General features: G+C 62.8%; 15 protein-coding genes and 1 pseudogene. 10 read left to right on the top strand and 6 right to left on the bottom strand.

Going from position 1 to position 15,156, the window contains the following annotated elements; translation table 11 throughout:
* The first annotated feature begins 65 nt into the window (after positions 1-65).
* A complete protein-coding gene (locus tag NKI52_RS01010) occupies positions 66-1,454 on the top strand; it encodes a PRC-barrel domain-containing protein (protein WP_352574842.1) in 1,389 nt (462 codons plus the stop codon).
* A gap of 52 nt (positions 1,455-1,506) precedes the next feature.
* Here NKI52_RS01010 and NKI52_RS01005 read toward each other — a convergent pair whose 3' ends face one another.
* Positions 1,507-3,099 (bottom strand): alkaline phosphatase family protein, encoded by a 1,593-nt coding sequence (locus NKI52_RS01005; RefSeq protein WP_352646711.1) that lies wholly within the window; start codon positions 3,097-3,099, stop codon positions 1,507-1,509.
* Between the two features lie 208 nt (positions 3,100-3,307).
* On the opposite strand from NKI52_RS01005, the gene NKI52_RS01000 reads away from it, so the two are divergent.
* From NKI52_RS01000 to NKI52_RS00985, 4 genes are all read left to right on the top strand, one after another.
* Positions 3,308-4,240: a VOC family protein gene (locus NKI52_RS01000; protein WP_352574845.1), complete on the top strand. Its 933-nt coding sequence runs from the start codon at positions 3,308-3,310 to the stop codon at positions 4,238-4,240.
* A gap of 10 nt (positions 4,241-4,250) precedes the next feature.
* Complete coding sequence (locus NKI52_RS00995) at positions 4,251-4,886, top strand: alpha/beta hydrolase (protein WP_352696815.1); 636 nt, start codon at positions 4,251-4,253, stop codon at positions 4,884-4,886.
* Positions 4,879-5,178 (top strand): GNAT family N-acetyltransferase, encoded by a 300-nt coding sequence (locus tag NKI52_RS00990; RefSeq protein ID WP_023678555.1) that lies wholly within the window; start codon positions 4,879-4,881, stop codon positions 5,176-5,178. The genes NKI52_RS00995 and NKI52_RS00990 overlap by 8 nt, the downstream gene beginning before the upstream one ends.
* A 185-nt stretch (positions 5,179-5,363) precedes the next feature.
* The gene (locus NKI52_RS00985; protein ID WP_023678556.1) at positions 5,364-6,422 is read left to right on the top strand and encodes a dipeptidase; all 1,059 of its coding nucleotides are present in this window, start codon (positions 5,364-5,366) and stop codon (positions 6,420-6,422) included.
* Between the two features lie 42 nt (positions 6,423-6,464).
* On the opposite strand, the gene NKI52_RS00980 is transcribed toward NKI52_RS00985, so the two are convergent.
* Positions 6,465-6,725: a hypothetical protein gene (locus NKI52_RS00980; protein ID WP_023678557.1), complete on the bottom strand. Its 261-nt coding sequence runs from the start codon at positions 6,723-6,725 to the stop codon at positions 6,465-6,467.
* Positions 6,726-6,727: 2 nt separating this feature from the next.
* Positions 6,728-6,943, bottom strand: coding sequence for a hypothetical protein (locus NKI52_RS00975; protein WP_352574940.1), 216 nt, complete (start codon positions 6,941-6,943; stop codon positions 6,728-6,730).
* Between the two features lie 113 nt (positions 6,944-7,056).
* Between NKI52_RS00975 and betI the strand changes: the two genes are divergently transcribed.
* The 5 genes and pseudogenes from betI (at position 7,057) to NKI52_RS00950 (ending at position 10,617) form a co-directional block, all read left to right on the top strand.
* Positions 7,057-7,773, top strand: a complete 717-nt coding sequence (gene betI, locus NKI52_RS00970; RefSeq protein WP_352891294.1) for a transcriptional regulator BetI — start codon at positions 7,057-7,059, stop codon at positions 7,771-7,773.
* Positions 7,774-7,849: 76 nt separating this feature from the next.
* A complete protein-coding gene (locus tag NKI52_RS00965; RefSeq protein ID WP_352589800.1) occupies positions 7,850-9,151 on the top strand; it encodes a flavin monoamine oxidase family protein in 1,302 nt (433 codons plus the stop codon).
* A gap of 20 nt (positions 9,152-9,171) precedes the next feature.
* A pseudogene (locus tag NKI52_RS00960) lies at positions 9,172-9,354 on the top strand (aspartate aminotransferase family protein); the annotation flags it as partial.
* A 166-nt stretch (positions 9,355-9,520) separates the two neighbouring features.
* On the top strand, positions 9,521-9,667 hold the full coding sequence (locus tag NKI52_RS00955) for an SDR family oxidoreductase (protein ID WP_502896713.1): 147 nt from the start codon (positions 9,521-9,523) through the stop codon (positions 9,665-9,667).
* A gap of 155 nt (positions 9,668-9,822) precedes the next feature.
* The gene (locus NKI52_RS00950; protein WP_352570624.1) at positions 9,823-10,617 is read left to right on the top strand and encodes an inositol monophosphatase family protein; all 795 of its coding nucleotides are present in this window, start codon (positions 9,823-9,825) and stop codon (positions 10,615-10,617) included.
* On the opposite strand, the gene NKI52_RS00945 is transcribed toward NKI52_RS00950, so the two are convergent.
* From NKI52_RS00945 to NKI52_RS00935, 3 genes are read right to left on the bottom strand one after another with little or no spacing between them, the layout of a single operon-like run.
* Positions 10,607-11,683: an ABC transporter ATP-binding protein gene (locus tag NKI52_RS00945; protein ID WP_352589796.1), complete on the bottom strand. Its 1,077-nt coding sequence runs from the start codon at positions 11,681-11,683 to the stop codon at positions 10,607-10,609. The genes NKI52_RS00950 and NKI52_RS00945 overlap by 11 nt on opposite strands.
* The gene (locus NKI52_RS00940) at positions 11,683-13,971 is read right to left on the bottom strand and encodes an ABC transporter permease (RefSeq protein WP_352574854.1); all 2,289 of its coding nucleotides are present in this window, start codon (positions 13,969-13,971) and stop codon (positions 11,683-11,685) included. The genes NKI52_RS00945 and NKI52_RS00940 overlap by 1 nt, the downstream gene beginning before the upstream one ends.
* A gap of 3 nt (positions 13,972-13,974) precedes the next feature.
* Positions 13,975-15,003, bottom strand: a complete 1,029-nt coding sequence (locus NKI52_RS00935; RefSeq protein WP_352570620.1) for an ABC transporter substrate-binding protein — start codon at positions 15,001-15,003, stop codon at positions 13,975-13,977.
* Between the last annotated feature and the right edge of the window lie 153 nt (positions 15,004-15,156).

The following is a 15,156-nucleotide window of genomic DNA, read 5'->3' as shown; positions in this document are numbered from 1 at the left end:
GCTGCGCCCGCAGCGACGCTATGCGGGCACGGCGTGCACGAAATCACCGACGAGGAGACACTAAGATGATCCGCACCCTTTTAACCACGACAGCAGTCGCAACATTGATTGCGACGGGTGCATTTGCGCAATCGGCGACGACCCCGGCGCCGGCGCAAGCACCCGCCGTAGAGAATTCCGCTCCAGCCGCTCCGGTGCAACGCGCCGAGGGCAGCCTTGTCACCAATATCATCGGCGAGTCGGTTTATAACGGCACCGGCGACAATGCAGAGAATATCGGCAAGGTCACCGATGTCGTCTTCGACGAACGCGGCCAGGTAAAATCCATCGTCATCGGCGTCGGCGGGTTCCTCGGCATTGGGACCAAGAACGTCGCCTTCGACTACAGCAAGATGCAATGGGCCGAAAGAAATGGCGATCGCTGGCTGATAGCGCAAACGACGAAGGATGAGCTGACGGGTCATCCGGATTTCGACCGCAAGCCCTATGATCCGGCGCCTGCAGCGACAGACACCACGGCTACGGCTCCTGCCGCTCCGTCGACCTCCACCGATACGGCGCAGAACGCCCCGGCGGCGCCGGCCGGTAACAACCCCGCTCCGGTCGTGAAGCGCGCGGAAGGCAATCTTGCCACCAATATCATCGGCGAGACCGTCTACAACGGTACCGGCGACGACGCCCAGAACATCGGCGACGTAAACGACATCGTCATCAACAAGGAAGCCAAGGCGCAATCGCTGGTCATCGGTGTCGGCGGCTTCCTCGGCATAGGTGAAAAGAACGTCGCCTATGACTTCGACAAGGCGCAGTGGGCCGAGAGGAACGGCGATCGCTGGCTGGTTGCCCAAACCACCAGGGAAGAGCTGACGGCGCAGCCGGATTTCGACCGCAAGCCCTATGATCCGGCCCCGGCGACCACAGCGTCGAACGATGCCGCGGCTAATGCGCCAGCCGTCGTCACGCCTACCGTGACGGCCAGCAACACTGCCACGACCGATAACACTGCGACGACCAACAACACTGACCAGGCCAGTAAGACGGCTCAAAATGCTCCGGCAGCGGCGCCTCCGGCTAATTCCACGGCCGACCAGACCAAGACCGGGTCGATCGACAAGTCGACGCTAACCGAAATGCCGATGGGCGAAATCCGGGCCGAGGATCTGGTTGGAACAACCGTTTACGGCGCCAACGATGTCAACGTCGGCGAGATCGGCGATATCGTGCTGGGCGGCGACAAGAAGGTCGACGCAGTCATCATCGACGTCGGCGGCTTCCTTGGCATCGGCGAGAAGGAGGTGGCGGTCGGCATGGACAACCTGAAATTCATGACCGACAAGAACGGCAAGCGCTATCTCTACACGAACTTCACCAAGGAGCAGCTTGAGGCGCAGGCCCCCTATGACAAGGCCAGCTATGCGCAAAATCGCGAGAAACAGCGCATGATCATGCGCTAAGCTGCGCACAGGCCGACAGAGAAGCCCGCGCCGGCAACGGCGCGGGCTTTGCTTATCTCGAGGGGAAGCCGGCGACATGGCCGGCAACGCCATTGTCCGTCAATTCGGCGAGCGCCAGCGACTGATCGAGATGCTCGGCCCGCCAGGCGAGCAACTTCTCGGCAAATTCCAGCCGTGCCAGCAGATAGGCTGGGTCGTCAGCGACATTGGTCAACTCGCGCGCATCCTTCTCCAGGTCGAAGAGCAAGGGCGGCAGGCCGCCGCCGAAATTCACATATTTGAACTTTTGCGTGCGGATGACGGCGAGATTGCACTGGCGTGAACCGATGCCGAAATACCGTTCGGCATCACCATCCGCGATCGAGCGGAAATCGAACTCCCAATGCGCCGCGTCGCGCCAATCGTCTGGCTCCGTCGCGTCCAGGAAAGGCGCCAGCGAGCGGCCGTCGAGATGCGGCAGCACTTCGCCGCCAGTGAGCTCGAGCCTAGTGAGATCGAGCAAGGTCGGTGCCAAATCCACCGCCTCGGTGAAGCGGTCGACACTGCTGCCGGCAGCCTTGCGGTGGCGCGGATCGCGAATGATCAGCGGAATATGGAAGCTGCCGTCGAAGAAACCGCCCTTGCCCAGCATGAAATGATCGCCCATCATCTCGGCGTGGTCGGAGGTCAGCACGATGACGGTGTCGTCCCATGCATCGGCCGCCTTGACCGCTTGCCAGACCCGGCCAAGCTGCGCGTCGACCTCCGAGATCATGCCGTAATAGAGCGCCCGGATGCGGCGAAAATTGTCGTCGCCCCAGTCGCGCACCTTGCCCTCCGAGCCGGGACGGAATTTCGACCGTTCCTGCCGGTCAAGTTCATAGGCGAGATAAGGGTGGCTTGCTGCTTCGGCCTGCCAGCTTTCGGCGCGGTCAAAAGCTGGACCAATGGCCGGATCGTACATGGCGTTGTAAGGCGCTGGCACGATGAAGGGCGGGTGGGGGCTGATGAAGGAAAGATGCGCGAACCACGGGGCATCGCGCTCCTGCTCGCCGAGCCAGCGGATGAATTCGCCGGCCAGGAAGGCCGACGGCGTCTCGTCCTTCGAATAGATTGGCGGACCGTTGCTGATCGCGCCGTCGTTTTCCAGGATTTCGCCCGCCGGGCGGTGAATGGCGGGGGAGCCGGCGCCGGCATCGACGCCGCGCGCCTTGAGCCATGACAGCCAGGGCTTCTGGTGCTCGGGCAGAAGCTGGCGCACGGTGAAGCCGGGCAGCACGCCTTCATAGCTTTTCAGCTGCGGGTCGCCAGGCGCCAGCGTGCGCGGGTCGCGCGCCATGTCGGTATAACCGAACAGCGTCGGATCATAGCCGAGGGCGCGTGCCCAGAGGGCTATGTTGCCGTGGCGGGCGTCGAGCGGCGTGCCGTTGCGGCAGACACGATTGTTCATCTGGTAGAGGCCGGTGTAGAGGCAGGCGCGCGCCGGCGAGCAAGGTGCGGCGCCGCCATAGTGCTTCTGGAACAAAACGCCCTCGGCAGCCAGCGCGTCGGCATTCGGCGTCCTTACCACCTTGTGGCCAGCAGCTGACAGGCAGTCGCCCCGCCACTGGTCGCAGGTGATCAGGAGAATATTGGGGCGTTTTCCACTCAACCGCTGTATCCTCATGCTGGCTACATGCGTCGCTCATGGAGCGCAATTTCGGCGAGTATGCAAGCCGGTCCAGTTTGCCGAATGGTGAACAAAACCTGCTTCGTCGTTCACTTTAACAGCACAGTCCATTCTGTGTTTGCCGCCTTTGCGGCCAGGAGGCGGATGCTCATATTTGCGTGGACAGCGGCAAGGGCCGCACCGGCACAAGGAAAGGAGCAGAAACATGCTCGACCAAGTCAAGGGCCTGCATCACGTCACCTCGATGGCCAGCGATGCGCGCCAGAACAATGAATTCTTCACCGGGACGCTCGGTCTGCGGCGGGTCAAGAAAACCGTCAATTTCGACGCACCCGATGTCTACCACCTCTATTACGGCGACGAGGTCGGCACGCCCGGCTCGGTGATGACCTACTTCCCGTTCCCGAACATCGGCAAAGGCCGCCATGGAATCGGCGAAGTCGGTACCACCGCTTACTCGGTGCCCGAAGGCACGCTCGGTTATTGGGAGAAACGGTTTGCCGAGCAAGGTGTCACTGGGCTGTCCCGCGAGGAGACGTTTGGCGAGAAGCGTCTTGCGTTCGCCGGTCCCGACGGCGACGGGTTTGCGCTGGTCGAGGACAGAGCGGACAACCGTGCGCCATGGGCCAAGGGTGGCATTCCCACCGACGAGGCGATCCGCGGCTTTCACTCGGTGTCGCTCAGGCTGAAAGATGGCGGCGCCACCGAAGAGCTGCTGAAATTCATGGGTTATGAGGAGGTCGACAAGTCCGGCAACGTCAGGCGGCTGGCGGTGAGGAACGGCAACGGCGCCGACGTCGTCGATATCGAATCGCTGCCAGGGGCCGGCTTCGCCAATCTCGGCGCCGGCTCGGTCCACCATGTCGCTTTCGCCGTCGAGAACCGCGCCAAGCAGATCGAAGTGCGCAAGGCGCTGCTCGATACAGGTTATCAGGTGACGCCGGTGATCGACCGCGATTATTTCTGGGCGATCTATTTCCGCACACCGGGCGGCGTGCTGTTCGAAGTCGCCACCAACGAGCCGGGCTTCGACCGCGACGAGGATACCGCCCATCTTGGCGAGGCGCTGAAGCTGCCGTCGCAACACCAGCATTTGCGGCCCTATCTCGAGCAGCATCTGCAGAAACTGGAAGACTGAGGGCAAGGTCATGAGCAAGGATTCGTATATTCACAAAGTGCTGCCCGGTTCGCCTGATGGACCGCTGCTCTTCGTCTTCCATGGCACCGGCGGCGACGAGGCCCAGCTTCTGTCGCTTGGAAGCGATCTCGCGCCGCAAGCGACGATCGTCGCTCCGCGCGGCGATGTCTCGGAACAAGGCGCCGCACGCTTCTTCCGCCGGACCGGCGAGGGCGTTTACGATATGGGCGACATCACGCGAGCGACGGACAAGATGGCCGGCTTCGTCAAGGCACATGTCGAGACGGCAAGGCCATCTTCGGTGCTCGGCCTCGGTTACTCCAACGGCGCCAACATCCTGGCCTCGGTGCTGTTTGCCGAACCGTCGCTGTTCGACGCAACGGTGCTGATGCATCCGCTGATCCCGTTCGAGCCGGAGGTCAAGGGCAGCCTTGGCGGCAGCCGCATCCTGGTCACCGCCGGCAGGCGGGACCCGATCTGTCCGCCTGATTTGACGGCGCGGCTTGAAGCCTATTTGCGCGCCGATGGCGCCGATGTCACAGTCGAGTGGCATGACGGCGGCCATGAGGTGCGGCCGAGCGAGATCGAGGCGGCGCGGCGGTTGTTCGCCCTTGCGCCGGATGAAAGGACCGCAAGCCATGTCTGACCTATTGCCCGAGATCGAGATGGAGGACCGCGGCTCGAAGGGCCGCTACCTCCTGCGTGGGCCGGGCGGCGCCGAGGCTGAGATGACCTTCACCAAGATCGGCGAGCACCAGATCATCATCGACCATACCGAAGTGCCGGATGCATTTCGCGGCCAGGGCGCGGGGCTTCGCCTGGTCACCCGTGCCGTCGAGGATGCACGTGCGGCGGGCAAGACGATCATCCCGCTTTGCCCGTTCGCCAATGCCCAATTCCGCCGCCATCCGGAATGGGCGGACGTGCTGAAGCGGTAAGCACAGCCCCTCGATGAATGACAGGAGAAGGGGTGCGCGGCTTTACCGCGTGCCCCTTTGGCCATTGGAGGCGTACAAACACAGCGGCAACATGCGGGATTTGCGCAGAGCGCCAACCTTGCCTAAGTATTGCCAGCAACCGGCTCGCCGTCCGCGGCCCGACCACTTCAACCGAATGGCTCTCCATGACCGAATCCGATCTCGTTCCCGTCTTCGACGGCCACAACGACACGCTGCTCCGGCTCTACCAGTCGAAGGATGCGGACGTCGAAAAGCTGTTCGTCGAGGGGACGCCAGGTGGCCACATCGACCTGCCGCGCGCGAAGAAAGGCGGGTTTGCCGGCGGCATGTTCGCGATCTTCCCGCCGCCTGTCGAGAAATCCAAACGCGGCGCGGTGCCGCTGGCGCCGAGCGACAGCGAGCCCTTGCCACCCGAGATTCCGCGCGCCGATGCGCTCAACTCCACCGTAGCGATGGCCTCGATCCTGTTCAGGCTGGAGCGGGCTTCGGCACTTACTGTATGCCGCAGCGCCGGCGATGTGAGGAAGGCGATGGCGCAAGGCTCGATCGCGGCGGTCTTCCATATCGAAGGGGTCGAGGCGATCGACCCTGAGCTCACCCTGCTCGACGTTCTCCACGCAGCCGGCCTGCGCTCGCTCGGTATCGTCTGGAGCCGTCCCAATGCCTTCGGCCACGGCGTGCCGTTCCGTTTCCCGTCATCGCCCGATACAGGGGCGGGGCTGACCGATGCCGGCAAGGCGCTGGTGAAAGCCTGCAACCAGCTGAAGATCATGATCGATCTTTCGCATCTCAACGAAAAAGGTTTCCGCGACGTCGTCGAGATCAGCGACGCACCGCTGGTCGCGACCCATTCCAACGTGCACGCGATCTGCGGCCATTCGCGCAACCTCACCGAATGGCAGCTCGGCGCGATCCGCGACTCCGGCGGCATGGTCGGGCTGAACTTCGCCACCGGGTTCCTGCGCGAGGACGGCAGGATGAACGCCGACACCGGCCTCGACGTCATGGTGCGCCATGTCGATTCGCTGCTGCAGGCGCTGGGCGAAGACGGCGTCGGCCTAGGCTCGGATTTCGACGGCGCCATGATCCCGGCCGTGATAGGCGATGTTGCCGGCCTGCCAAGACTGCTCGACGCATTCGCGGCACGCGGCTTCGGGCGCGCGCTGATCGAGAAGATCGCCTATCGCAACTGGCTAGGCATGCTGGAAAGGACCATCGGCTAAGCGGGTGATGCCGGCTTGACCGGAACGCGTTTTGGGGGCGGACTATTCGAAACCCATGCGTTTAAGCCAGTCCTGGCCAATGCCGCGATCACGGATGATCGGCAGCGGATCCGTCGAATCCAGGCGTGCGCAGATGCGGTAGACCTCGAGCGTCTCGGCGTTCATCTCGCCGCGTTTGTAGAAGAACATGGCCGCGGCATAGCGGGTGCGGCCCGACCATTTTTCGCCGAGCGGCGTGTTGATCAGCTGCCACTGTTCGGCGGCTTCGGTGTCGAGTTCGGGACTGTCGGTGTCGTCGGCCATATTTAGAAATCCGCGGGCGGACTGGTGCGGCGGTCGAGTTTGATGACCAGCCGCGGCGCCAGTTTGGCACGCCTCAGCAGCTTTTGATATTGCAGCTCGCGCCTGGCGTAGATCTCGACCCAAGGTCCGCTGCAGGCGGGCTCGGCGGCGCTGATCTGGTCTGCATCGCCGGGATCGCTGCCTTTCGCCGACGGTGCCTTCGACGTCGTTTTCTCCAAGGATGCAATCTCGACGAGAACATTCGAATATGGGCAGCCGTGCAGAAGGTGCTTGACAGTGGCAAACACCGCCCCACTGATCTTCGCGGCCGAAGCCGATCGGCTAGCCGGCGATGCTGGAGACCATCACCCCGATGAAGACAACAGAGGCGCGCGAAGCCCTCCTCGAACCGGCGCGAAAAAGCGATTCCGATAAGCGCGGCCGCAAGGCGTCGAAAGAGACCAGGCAGCTTCAATTGATCGAAGCGACGATCGATTCACTGGCCAAGCGCGGCTATTCGGAGACGACGATGGCCGACGTTGCCGACGGCGCCGGCCTGTCTCGCGGCATCGTCAATTTCCATTTCGAGAGCAAGGAGAAGCTGCTCGTCGCGACCTTGCAATACATGTATGACGAGTATTCGGCGCATTGGCGCAGCGCCTTGCAAAAGGCCGGCGATGATCCCGCCTGCCAGTTGCAGGCATTGGTGGCGGCCGATTTCGACCGCTCGATCTGCAACAAGCGCAAGCTGGCTGCCTGGTGTGCCTTCTGGGGCGAGGCCAAATCGCGACCGAAATATCAGGCGCTGAGCAGCGCACGCGATGCCGTCTACCAGAACATCTTCATCGATCTTTGCGCGGCGCTCAAGCAGAGCGGCTTCTATGCCTATGAGCCGCAAGTCATGGCGCTGGCGCTCAGCGCCATGCTGGATGGTCTGTGGCTGCGTTTGATGATGGGCACCGAGGACGCCACACGCGAGACGGCGCTGCAGGCCGCGAACGAGTTCCTGTCTGCGGCATTCCCCAAGCACTATCCGAACTCTGCAGCCCGCGGTGGCAGGCCGGCGTGAACCATCAAAAAGAGGGTGGACCAGCAATGAAGACAATGATCCGGCCCCTGACATTCGAGAAGAGCAAGGCCGGCTAATGAAGTTCAAGATTGAACGAGCCGATGTGGCCATCGTCGGCGCCGGCTTCACCGGCCTGTCGGCCGCGCGTGAATTGAACCACGCCGGCATCGATGTCGTGCTGCTCGAAGCCCGCGACCGTGTCGGCGGCCGCGTCGAAGCCGTGCAGAACGGGCTCGGCGAGCGGATCGACAGCGGCGGCCAGTTCCTGTGCGAAGACATGCCGGAATTAATGGCGCTGGTGCGAGCGCGCGGCAAGACATTGGTCGAGACCCATGTCGCAGGCGAATTCGTCACGCAGCCGCGAATGAGCGAGGCGCAAGCCGGGCGCACTAACGGCACCGCGATGCGAATGCGCGAGCGGATGAATGCGATCGCACCGACCGACCCGACCATTGTCGGCTTGACGGTCGCGGCATGGCTCGATCGCCAGGCCGATCCCGACGATGCGAAGGCCGCCTTTCGGTCGATGATCGAGGGCCTGTGGTGCCTGGCAATGGAAAGGCTGCCGCTGTGGTACTTGATCGACAATGATCGCCGCATCACCAACGAGGTGTCGGAGCTGCAGTATTTCGTGGGCGAAACCATGCATTCGCTAGCGGATGATCTTGCGCGGGATCTCGGCGATCGACTGCGGCTGAATACAGCTGTCGAGGCCATTGAGCACGGGCCGGGAGGGGTTCGCGTCGTTTCGCCTGCCGGCGCGATCGAGGCACGAGCGGTACTGGTCGCCGTACCGCCGATGATGGCCTCGAGAGTGGATTTCGTGCCGCCGCTGCCGGCTGTGCTGAAGAGAGCCCTCGGCGTCTGGCAAAGCGGCGCGGTGATCAAAATGCTGGTGCGCTACCCCAAGGCTTTCTGGCGCGACAGGGGCTTGAGCGGCATGGTGATGTGGCGCGACCCGCACGGGCTTTTTGCCTGCGATGCCAGCAGGGACGAGGATCACGCAGCCCTTGTCGTCTTCATCGGCGGGCCGCTGGCGCAGCGCTGGCGGGATCTGGACGACGCGGCGTTGCGCGCAAAGGTGACGTCAAAGCTGGAAGAGGCGCTCGGTATCGAGGCGGCCGGCATCATCGATCTCAGTTATCGCGACTGGACTGGGGATCGCTGGAGCGGCGGCGGTTACAGTGATCTGATCGTCGATGCGACGGCAACCGATGCCGAACGCATTATCCGCGCCGGCGCGTCGCGGATCCATTTCGCCTCGTCGGAGCTGTCGCCATCATTTCCGGGCTACGTCGAGGGCGCCATCGTCGCCGGCCGCATTGCTGCGCTAAGAATTATTCAGTCTGCCATCGCCAGCAGAGCCTCGGGGTCATAAGCGAGGCGGATCAAGGTGCCGAGCGCATCGACGCGCATTGCCACGAGCTCGGCCTGCTGGTCCGGCCACTGATCAACATGCGCGTGATGTCGCCGCCATTGATCATCACGCGCGACCAGATCGACGACATGGTGTCGATCCTGCGCGAAGGCATTTCGCGCACGATGGACGATCTGCGCCGCGAAGGTGCCTGGCGGGGATAGGCGTTTATCGCCGGCAATCTCGCCATTGCTGACAACGATCGTCCGCGCCTACGATGTCCGGCAGGGGCCTCGATCGCCTGTCTCTGGCCGCATCTCTGGGGAAACAAAGCATTGATGACCTATCGGGCCTGTTCGGCCTCGCCGGTAAAACCGCCTTAATTTCCGGATTGAGCCGCGGCATTGGTCGGCCGCTGGCAACGTGGGCGAGGTCGATGAACTGGGCGGTGCCGCGATCTTCCTGGTTTCCGACGCGTCGAGCTTCATGACCGGCCAGATGATCTATGTCGACGGCGACATGACCGGACCCGTATGAGCGTGACTGTCGCTGTCGGGCGCATGGAAGATCGGTCGGCCTCGGGCCCGCCCCGCAAAAGGCAGGGCTCGTCATTTGCACACTCTTATCTTCACCGCTAAGCTTCTCTGGCTGGGGTATTTTCCTCAGATCACATTCGCCATCCCAAGGATATCATGACACCCGACACAGCAACGCGCGAACAGTTCGCCATCGATCTCGCGCGGCGCGCCGGCGCGCTCGGCCTGAAGTATTTTCGCGACCTCGACAGCCTCGCCATCGAGAGCAAAGGTCATCAGGACATGGTCTCGCAGGCTGACCGCGAGGTCGAGCTGTTCATCCGTGCGGCAATGAAAGCCGCCTACCCGACCGATGGAATTGTCGGCGAGGAGCATGCCTCGGTCACCGGATCGAGCGGGCATGTCTGGGTGATAGATCCGATCGACGGCACCGCGAACTTCGTGCGGGGCATCCCGGCCTGGTGCGTGGTCATCGCCTGCGCCAAGGACGGCGACACTGTCGTGGGTGTCATCCACGAGCCCTCTACCGGCGAAACGTTCCATTGCCGCAAGGGCGGCGGCGCTTTTCTCAACGGCAAGCCGATCAGGGCAAGCGCGGCCACCAGCCTGACCGACGGCTCGTTGGGCACCGGCTTTTCCAACCGCGCCGAAATGCAAAACGTCGCAACGCTCATCGGCTTGCTGTTTTCAAAAGGCGGCGTGTTTTTCCGTAACGCATCCGGCGCGTTGATGCTCGCCTATGCGGCCGCCGGCAGGCTGCTCGGCTATGTCGAAGAGCATATGAACGCCTGGGACTGCCTGGCAGGCATGCTGCTGGTGGAAGAAGCCGGCGGCACGATCGTCAAGCCCGACCCAAAGACGGTTCTGGAAAACGGCGCGCTGGTGATTTGCGCCGGCAGCGGTGTGTTCGCCCAGGTCCGCCAGCTCTGCGTGCAATCCTTCAAGCTTTGATCAGAACCGGTCCGCGCTCCGGAAAGCCGATGCCGACGCTGTCGCCTGCCTGAAACGGCGCATCGATGTTGTGCGATATTGCAAACACCTGGCCGTGCGGCGTGGCGATGACAAGCTCGAGATGGCTACCGATATAGGTGACCTTTTCCAGCCTGCCCGCGATCGTCCGTGGTGCACCGGCAGGGCCGATCTCGATGCGGCTCGGACGGACGGCCAGCTTCGCCGGGCCGACCAGCTGGCCTCGCGCCGGCAGTTTCAAGGCCAGCGAACCCAGCCGGACGGCAGCTTCATCACCTTCTACCGAAACCACCTCGCAATCGAGGATATTGGCTTCGCCGATGAAGTCGGCGACGAAAGCGTTGGCCGGTGCGTCGTAGAGTTCGCGTGGCGTGCCGTCCTGTGCGATCACCGCTTTGTTCATGACGATGATACGATCCGAAACCGCCAGCGCCTCTTCCTGGTCGTGTGTGACATAGACCACCGTCAGCCCAAGCTTGATCTGGATTTCCCTGATTTCCTCGCGCACGTGCCGGCGCAGCTTGGCGTCGAGATTTGACAGCGGCTCGTCGAACAGCAGCACTTGCGGTTCGAGCACCAGCGCGCGCGCCACCGCCACGCGCTGCTGCTGGCCACCCGACAGCTCGCTTGGCAGACGCGCCTCGAAACCGGTCAGGCCGACCAATTCCAGCCCGGCACGGGCCCGAGACGCAGCCTCCTTCTTGTCATGGCCGGAGAAGCGCAAGCCATAGGAGACGTTTTCCATCACCGTCATGTGCGGAAACAGTGCATAGGACTGGAAAACCATGGACACGTCGCGGTCGGTGGCGGGCAGGCGGGTGACATCTTTGCCGCCTATCAGAATGCGGCCGCTGGACGGCATTTCAAGGCCGGCGATCATGCGCAGGGTCGTCGTCTTGCCGCAGCCGGAGGGCCCGAGAAGCGTCACCAGCTTGCCGGCTTCGATCGCAAGCGAGATGTCGTCGACCGCCGGCATGCTGGCGCCCGGATATGTCTTGGTGACATGGTCGAAGGTTACCGAGGCGGCGTTGCTGCGAATTTCGGCCATCACCCGGCTCCTGCTATTGTGGTCGGGCCGCCGGCCGTTCCGGGCAGGCTGACATTGGTGCGCACGCTCCAGCCGCCGTCGCCCTGCTGGATGCCGCGCCGGCCGATATTGCGGCTGCCGACAAGCAGCTGCATCAAGCCAATTACCATCAGCATGACGACGATCAGCACCGTCGAATAGGCGATGGCGATGCCGTATTCATTGTTCTCGACACGTCCAACGATGTAGCTGGTCGAGAGATCGTAGCGCGCGCTGACCAGAAAGATGACGGCGCTGATCGCGGTCATGGCGCGCACGAAGGAATAGACGAGCGCCGCCAGCATTGCCGATCTCAGCAAAGGCAGGATGACGCGCCTGAAGGTCTGCCACGAGTTGGCGCCAAGCGTCAGTGAGGATTCATCCAGGCTACGGTCGATCTGCGACATCGAGGCGACGCCGGCGCGCACGCCCACCGGCATGTTGCGGAAGATGAACGACAGTACGAGGATGATGCCGGTCCCGGTCAGCTCGATCGGCGGCACGTTGAAGGCAATAATGTAGCTGACGCCGATGACGGTTCCCGGAATCGCGAACGAGAGCATGGTCGCAAATTCGAAGGCGTTCTTGCCGCGGAAATTCTGGCGGACCAGAAGATAGGCGGTCAGAAGCCCGATCCCGGCCGTCAGAGGCGCCGATATCAGCGCGATCTCCATGGTCGTCCAGAAGGAGCTCCATGCCGAGCCCGACCAGTGGATGCCGAATTCGTTCCAGCCGACGGAGAACGCCTTCCGGTAGTGCTCCAGTGTCAGGCTCTGGTCGACCCCCCACAGCTTGACGAAGCTGCCATAGAAGATCACCGTGTAGACCAGTACGGTGAATGCCGTCCACAGTCCGGCGATGACATAGAGCGCGTATGTCAGCCCGGCAGGCAAGCGCGGATGGACGCCGGCGTCGCCCTTGCCGGTGACGGTGGTGTAAGAGCGCCTGCCGATCCAGAAGCGCTGCGCATAAAAGGCGCCGAGCGTGAAGGCCAGCAGCACCAGCGCCAGGATCGCGGCAAGTGCCGCATCGTTCTGCGCGCCGACAATGGCAAAGAAGATTTCTGTCGACAGCACGTCGTAATTGCCGCTCAGCACCAGCGGATTGCCGAAATCGGCCATGCTCTCGATGAAGCCGAGCAGAAAGGCGTTGGCAAGGCCCGGCCGCATCAGCGGCAGGGATACGGTCCAAAAGGTCTGCCAGCGGCTGGCTCGGAGCGTCTGGGAGGCCTCTTCCATGGACGGGCTGACGCCTTCGACGACGCCCATCAGCACCAGGAAGGCGATCGGCGTGAAGGCGAGAACCTGGGCAATGAGCAGGCCGGGAAGTCCATATACCCAGCGTGTCGGCTGGAAACCGAAGAGACCGGCCACGCTCTGCGTCACTGCCCCTGACAGTCCGAACAACAAGATGATGGCAAGGCCGATGACGAAAGCCGGCGTGATGATCGGCAACACGGTCAGGGCGCGGAGCAGCTTGCCGTGGCGGAAACCGGTACGGGTCACGACCAGCGCGAACACCAGCCCCAGAAACATGGTCAGCAGGCCGACGAGCACGGCCAGCAGCAGCGAATTCCAGGCCACGCCGCAGCGGCTGCCGCCGGCAAGACAAGCCAGGCTCCACAGCCGCGAACTGAACAGCTTGGCCAGGAACGCGACAGGCGAGTAGCCGCCGTCGTCGGTCTGCATGGCATTGGCCAGCATCATCAGGATCGGCATGAAGATGAAAATGGCAACCATGGCGACGACAAAGCCGATCGAGCCGACGACGAAGACGTCGCCAGAGACGGCGCCGCGCGCGGCAACACCCAGGGTGAAAAGGAACAGAAAGGCACCGCTGACCAGCAAGGCGCCGTAGCCCATGCCGAATTGGCGGTCGCCAAGTTCGCCGAACAGGCTGGTGAGCCAGCCGAACTGCCAACCGCGCAGCCCGATGGCGAAGCCCTGGAACAACAGCCAGCCAAATCCGGCGGCGCCGACAATGATCAGCAGCCGGCTGAAAACCGGATCGGATTTGGTGCGGCCCCACAGAAGCAGCGGCACCACCAGCAGCAGGCCGAGCGGCGCCAGCCACAGTTTCTCGCCCTTGAGGGCCAGAACCAGTGCCGGCGCGAATTCGCTGTCGGACGGGTAACCGTCGAACAGCCAGGAAAAGCCGAAGAACCCGTCCTCGATGCCGTACCAGGGCAGCACGGCAAACCCCAGCCATCCGACCGCCATCCAAAGGACGGCGACCGGTTCAATCGGCCAGCGGGTTTCGCGGAAGCGCATCTGCTATTGCGGCAGCGATGCGACCTCCTCGTCCCATTTTTTCAGCAGCCGCTTCCGCTCTTCGCTCGAGCCGTACTTCTTGAAGTCGTAGTCGATCAGCTTGATGGTGGAGAGGTCGGGCGCCTTGTCGGAGGTTTTTGCCGCCTTGTTCGACGGAACCTGGAACGACCCCGCCTTTTGCGCCATGGACTGGACGTCGGCCTCGAGCGCCCAGTCGTAGAATTTTTTCGCAGCCTCCAGGTTCCGCGCCCCCTTGATGATCGATTCCGAGCCGATCTCGTAGCCGGTTCCCTCGCAAGGGGTGACCGGAACGATCGGGAAACCTGCGACGACCTGCGACACGGCGTCGTGGATGAAGACGATGCCGATGGTGGTCTCGCCGAGACCGGCGGCCTTGATCGGCGCCGAACCCGACTTGGTGTACTGGTTGACGTTCTTGTGCAGGGCTTTCATGTATTCGAAACCCTTGTCCTCACCAAACAGCTGAACGATGGTCGCCAGCATATTGTATGCGGTCCCCGAGGAATTGGGGTTGGCGACCTGGATGTGCCCCTTGTATTCGGGCTTGATCAGATCGGCCCAGCATTTCGGTTCGGGCAGATTGTTCTTGGCCAGCAAATCCTTGTTGTAGCCGAAGCCCAGCGCACCCGAATAGATGCCGACCGTGCGGTAGCCGGACGTTTCCGCCTGCTTGATCGCCCAGGGCTGCAACTGGTTGAGCAGCGGCGATTTGTATTCCACTGTCAGGCCCTCCTCGGCTGCCTGCAGATGCGGATCGCCGGTGCCGCCCCACCAGATGTCTGCCTTTGGGTTGGCGGCCTCGGCGCGCAATTGCGCATAGATTTCGCCAGCGCTCTTGCGGGTCATATTGACGGTGATGCCGGTCTTCTCCTCGAACGCCCGCGCCGTCTGCTGGCACCAGACCTCGTCAACGCCGCAATACATGGTCAGGCTTTCGGCGGACGCCGATGACGACGCGGCCCACATACCGGCGGCGAGGATGCCGGCGCCGAGAATTGCCCTTTTTATCATGTTGAAATTCCTCCCTAAGTTATTTGCCGACTTATGAAACCCAGATACGCGGAAAATTCAAGTTGGAAGGGTACGGCCGCCTTTGCGCCTTTCGCCGACTTCCCGCTCGATATGTTCGACAGGTTGATGCGGATCAATCTTTGCAGTCACCTG

This window comes from Mesorhizobium sp. M0590 (genome assembly GCF_040320905.1).
In the GTDB taxonomy this organism is placed as follows: Bacteria; Pseudomonadota; Alphaproteobacteria; order Rhizobiales; family Rhizobiaceae; genus Mesorhizobium.
Note: the sequence above shows the minus strand (reverse complement) of the source record. Positions and strands in the feature narration are given on the sequence as shown.